The organism is Cryobacterium cheniae, assembly GCF_004403395.1.
Lineage (GTDB): Bacteria > Actinomycetota > Actinomycetes > Actinomycetales > Microbacteriaceae > Cryobacterium > Cryobacterium cheniae.
The window spans coordinates 1-5714 of sequence record NZ_SOGN01000042.1 but is presented as its reverse complement, the minus strand read 5'-3'; the positions used below and the strand labels follow the sequence as shown (position 1 = coordinate 5714).

Below are 5714 nucleotides of genomic sequence, written 5' to 3'. Positions count from 1 at the left end.
TTCGGCGCACTCGGATTCGGCTGCTGGCCTTGATTTGACAGGGAATGGCCGGGCAGATAAGTTATACAAGTTGCCTCGAAGCGACAGCCTGGTACAGGGCCTGAAGTCGAGTGCGTCCGATCCTTGAGAACTCAACAGCGTGCACAATGTCAAATGCCAAAAACCTCGTGGTTTGGATCCGTTTCTAGCGGTGAAGGATCAGGAGATTCCTTTGGAAAACATTTAAACAACAAAGCAAGTCAGTAATGATTTGTTCTGTCAGTTTCAAACTTGTGTCTGGTCCGCCTATTCCGGTGGTCAGTCACACTAGATGTGCCGTTGCCTTCGGGTTTCGTGCAATCAAACATTTACGGAGAGTTTGATCCTGGCTCAGGACGAACGCTGGCGGCGTGCTTAACACATGCAAGTCGAACGGTGATGGGGAGCTTGCTCCTCTGATCAGTGGCGAACGGGTGAGTAACACGTGAGCAATCTGCCCTTGACTCTGGGATAAGCGTTGGAAACGACGTCTAATACCGGATACGACCTTGGAAGGCATCTTCTGGGGTGGAAAGAATTTTGGTCAAGGATGAGCTCGCGGCCTATCAGCTAGTTGGTGAGGTAATGGCTCACCAAGGCGACGACGGGTAGCCGGCCTGAGAGGGTGACCGGCCACACTGGGACTGAGACACGGCCCAGACTCCTACGGGAGGCAGCAGTGGGGAATATTGCACAATGGGCGAAAGCCTGATGCAGCAACGCCGCGTGAGGGACGACGGCCTTCGGGTTGTAAACCTCTTTTAGTAGGGAAGAAGCGTAAAAGTGACGGTACCTGCAGAAAAAGCACCGGCTAACTACGTGCCAGCAGCCGCGGTAATACGTAGGGTGCAAGCGTTGTCCGGAATTATTGGGCGTAAAGAGCTCGTAGGCGGTTTGTCGCGTCTGCTGTGAAAACCCGAGGCTCAACCTCGGGCCTGCAGTGGGTACGGGCAGACTAGAGTGCGGTAGGGGAGATTGGAATTCCTGGTGTAGCGGTGGAATGCGCAGATATCAGGAGGAACACCAATGGCGAAGGCAGATCTCTGGGCCGTAACTGACGCTGAGGAGCGAAAGCATGGGGAGCGAACAGGATTAGATACCCTGGTAGTCCATGCCGTAAACGTTGGGAACTAGATGTGGGGACCATTCCACGGTCTCCGTGTCGCAGCTAACGCATTAAGTTCCCCGCCTGGGGAGTACGGCCGCAAGGCTAAAACTCAAAGGAATTGACGGGGGCCCGCACAAGCGGCGGAGCATGCGGATTAATTCGATGCAACGCGAAGAACCTTACCAAGGCTTGACATATAGAGGAAACGTCTGGAAACAGTCGCCCCGCAAGGTCTCTATACAGGTGGTGCATGGTTGTCGTCAGCTCGTGTCGTGAGATGTTGGGTTAAGTCCCGCAACGAGCGCAACCCTCGTCCTATGTTGCCAGCACGTAATGGTGGGAACTCATGGGATACTGCCGGGGTCAACTCGGAGGAAGGTGGGGATGACGTCAAATCATCATGCCCCTTATGTCTTGGGCTTCACGCATGCTACAATGGCCGGTACAAAGGGCTGCAATACCGCAAGGTGGAGCGAATCCCAAAAAGCCGGTCTCAGTTCGGATTGAGGTCTGCAACTCGACCTCATGAAGTCGGAGTCGCTAGTAATCGCAGATCAGCAACGCTGCGGTGAATACGTTCCCGGGCCTTGTACACACCGCCCGTCAAGTCATGAAAGTCGGTAACACCCGAAGCCAGTGGCCTAACCCGCAAGGGGAGGAGCTGTCGAAGGTGGGATCGGTGATTAGGACTAAGTCGTAACAAGGTAGCCGTACCGGAAGGTGCGGCTGGATCACCTCCTTTCTAAGGAGCACAGCACCTCTCCTCTGTATACAGGGAGATCAAGGTGCCAAGCCATTACGGAGACACATGTTCTCCGGTGGCGCTCATGGGTGGAACATTGACATTGATGCGTTGAGAACACTGGTGAACCCGGTACGCTCCCTCGGGAGTTGGAACGGTTTGTCGGTGAACGAAACGTATATGCACGCTGTTGGGTCCTGAGGGACCGGAACGATTGGGCTACGGCCTGGTTGGACTGTTCCTCTGGACCTTTTCTTGTTCACATCATTCGTGGGCAGGTGAGGGTACCGCCCGTACTTTGAGAACTACACAGTGGACGCGAGCATCTTAAATTTGACTGTCTTTTAGGCAGCAAATTACAAAGATCAACACACTCTTTGAGTGTGTGATCATTGGTCAATTTCGGTCGCGAATTTATTCGCGACACTTAATCGATTCAAACTCATGTGATTTCAAATTTCTAAGAGCAAACGGTGAATGCCTTGGCATGTAGAGCCGAAGAAGGACGTAGTAATCTGCGATAAGCCTCGGGGAGTTGATAAACGAACTGTGATCCGAGGATTTCCGAATGGGGAAACCCCGCCAGGCCCGTAAGGTGACCTGGTGACTCCCGCCTGAATATATAGGGCGGGTAGAGGGAACGTGGGGAAGTGAAACATCTCAGTACCCACAGGAAGAGAAAACAATAGTGATTCCGTTAGTAGTGGCGAGCGAAACCGGATGAGGCTAAACCGATCATGTGTGATAGCCGGCAGGCGTTGCATGGTCGGGGTTGCGGGACTTTTCTGCTGCTTCTGCCGAACAGTGAGGGTTAGAACGTTGTATAGACGAACAGGATTGAAAGCCTGGTCATAGAGGGTGCGAACCCCGTAGTCGAAATGCAGCAATCGCCCGAAGAGTATCCCAAGTAGCACGGGGCCCGAGAAATCCCGTGTGAATCCGTCAGGACCACCTGATAAGCCTAAATACTCCTACATGACCGATAGTGAACAAGTACCGTGAGGGAAAGGTGAAAAGTACCCCGGGAGGGGAGTGAAATAGTACCTGAAACCGTTTGCTTACAAACCGTTGGAGCCAGCTTTGTTCTGGTGACAGCGTGCCTTTTGAAGAATGAGCCTGCGAGTTAGTGATATGTGGCGAGCTTAACCCGAGAGGGGAATGCGTAGCGAAAGCGAGTCTGAATAGGGCGATTCAGTCGCATGTCCTAGACCCGAAGCGAAGTGATCTATCCATGGCCAGGTTGAAGCGACGGTAAGACGTCGTGGAGGACCGAACCCACTTCAGTTGAAAATGGAGGGGATGAGCTGTGGATAGGGGTGAAAGGCCAATCAAACTTCGTGATAGCTGGTTCTCTCCGAAATGCATTTAGGTGCAGCGTTGCGTGTTTCTTGCCGGAGGTAGAGCTACTGGATGGCCGATGGGGCCTAAAAGCTTACTGACGTCAGCCAAACTCCGAATGCCGGTAAGTGAGAGCGCAGCAGTGAGACGGTGGGGGATAAGCTTCATCGTCGAGAGGGAAACAACCCAGACCACCAACTAAGGTCCCAAAGCGCGTGCTAAGTGGGAAAGGATGTGGAGTTGCACAGACAACCAGGAGGTTGGCTTAGAAGCAGCCACCCTTGAAAGAGTGCGTAATAGCTCACTGGTCAAGTGATTCCGCGCCGACAATGTAACGGGGCTCAAGCACGCCACCGAAGTTGTGGCATTGATATTTTTGGTAAGCCGCACCCTTGTGGTGTTGGTTCAGCCGTGTTGATGGGTAGGAGAGCGTCGTGTGGCCAGCGAAGCGGCGGTGTAAACCAGCCGTGGAGGCTACACGAGTGAGAATGCAGGCATGAGTAGCGAAAGACGGGTGAGAAACCCGTCCTCCGAAAGATCAAGGTTTCCAGGGCCAGGCTAATCCGCCCTGGGTAAGTCGGGACCTAAGGCGAGGCCGACAGGCGTAGTCGATGGACAACGGGTTTATATTCCCGTACTGGCGAAAAACCGCCCAAGCTAATCCAGTAATGCTAAGCATCTGAATCCCCTAGATGGATCCCTTCGGGGTGAAGCGTGGGGCCTAGCGTGCGACCCTATGCTGGTGCGGTTAGCGTATTAACAGGTGTGACGCAGGAAGGTAGCTGAGCCGGGCGATGGTTGTCCCGGTCTAAGGATGTAGGCCGAGAGATAGGCAAATCCGTCTCTCATATAAGGCTGAGACCCGATGGGTAGTCCTCACGGACGAAATCAGTGATCCTATGCTGCCAAGAAAAGCATCGACGCGAGGTTTTAGTCACCCGTACCCCAAACCGACTCAGGTGATCAGGTAGAGAATACTAAGGAGATCGAGAGAATCGTGGTTAAGGAACTCGGCAAAATGCCCCCGTAACTTCGGGAGAAGGGGGGCCTGAGGCGTGAAGGGATTTACTCCTGGAGCGTTCGAAGGCCGCAGAGACCAGTGGGAAGCGACTGTTTACTAAAAACACAGGTCCGTGCCAAGTCGCAAGACGATGTATACGGACTGACGCCTGCCCGGTGCTGGAAGGTTAAGAGGAACGGTTAGCCGCAAGGCGAAGCTGAGAATTTAAGCCCCAGTAAACGGCGGTGGTAACTATAACCATCCTAAGGTAGCGAAATTCCTTGTCGGGTAAGTTCCGACCTGCACGAATGGCGTAACGACTTCCCAGCTGTCTCAACCGCGAACTCGGCGAAATTGCATTACGAGTAAAGATGCTCGTTACGCGCAGCAGGACGGAAAGACCCCGTGACCTTTACTACAGCTTGGTATTGGTGTTCGGTGTGGCTTGTGTAGGATAGGTGGGAGACTTTGAAGCTTGGACGCTAGTTCAGGTGGAGTCATCGTTGAAATACCACTCTGGTCATATTGGATATCTAACTTCGAACCGTGATCCGGTTCAGGGACAGTGCCTGGTGGGTAGTTTAACTGGGGCGGTTGCCTCCTAAAAAGTAACGGAGGCGCCCAAAGGTTCCCTCAACCTGGTTGGCAATCAGGTGTCGAGTGTAAGTGCACAAGGGAGCTTGACTGTGAGACTGACAAGTCGAGCAGGGACGAAAGTCGGGACTAGTGATCCGGCAGTGGCTTGTGGAAGCGCTGTCGCTCAACGGATAAAAGGTACCTCGGGGATAACAGGCTGATCTTGCCCAAGAGTCCATATCGACGGCATGGTTTGGCACCTCGATGTCGGCTCGTCGCATCCTGGGGCTGGAGTAGGTCCCAAGGGTTGGGCTGTTCGCCCATTAAAGCGGTACGCGAGCTGGGTTTAGAACGTCGTGAGACAGTTCGGTCCCTATCCGCTGCGCGCGCAGGAAATTTGAGAAGATCTATCCCTAGTACGAGAGGACCGGGATGGACGAACCTCTGGTGTGTCAGTTGTTCCGCCAGGAGCACCGCTGATTAGCTACGTTCGGAACGGATAACCGCTGAAAGCATCTAAGCGGGAAGCCGGCTTCGAGATGAGATTTCCATCCCTTCGGGGGAGAGGCTCGCAGCTAGACTACTGCGTTGATAGGCCGGATGTGGAAGAGGGGACTAAAGACCCTCGGAGCTGACCGGTACTAATAAGCCAATAATTTGATAACACAACAGTTTGAATAAGCTGCAAGCGTCCACTATGTGGTTCTCGATGTACGGTCGAGAACAACGCCCTCACCGGCACACCACCGCGTGAGGGCTCTATAACTAAAAAATATAGAATCGATTCATCGAAAGATGTTTCGGCGGCTATAGCGAGAGGGAAACGCCCGGTCACATTCCGAACCCGGAAGCTAAGACTCTCTGCGCCGATGGTACTGCAGGGGGGACCCTGTGGGAGAGTAGGACACCGCCGGACTTAACTTGAAACACAC

3 rRNA genes are annotated in these 5714 nt (G+C 53.5%); all 3 read left to right on the top strand.

What is annotated here, in order from left to right:
• The first annotated feature begins 346 nt into the window (after nucleotides 1–346).
• Nucleotides 347–1868: ribosomal RNA gene (locus E3T23_RS09260) — 16S ribosomal RNA — on the top strand.
• Nucleotides 1869–2318: 450 nt separating this feature from the next.
• A 23S ribosomal RNA gene (locus E3T23_RS09255) occupies nucleotides 2319–5447 on the top strand.
• Between the two features lie 134 nt (nucleotides 5448–5581).
• A 5S ribosomal RNA gene (gene rrf / locus E3T23_RS09250) occupies nucleotides 5582–5698 on the top strand.
• Together the 16S, 23S and 5S rRNA genes form the textbook arrangement of a ribosomal RNA operon.
• Nucleotides 5699–5714 lie beyond the last annotated feature (16 nt).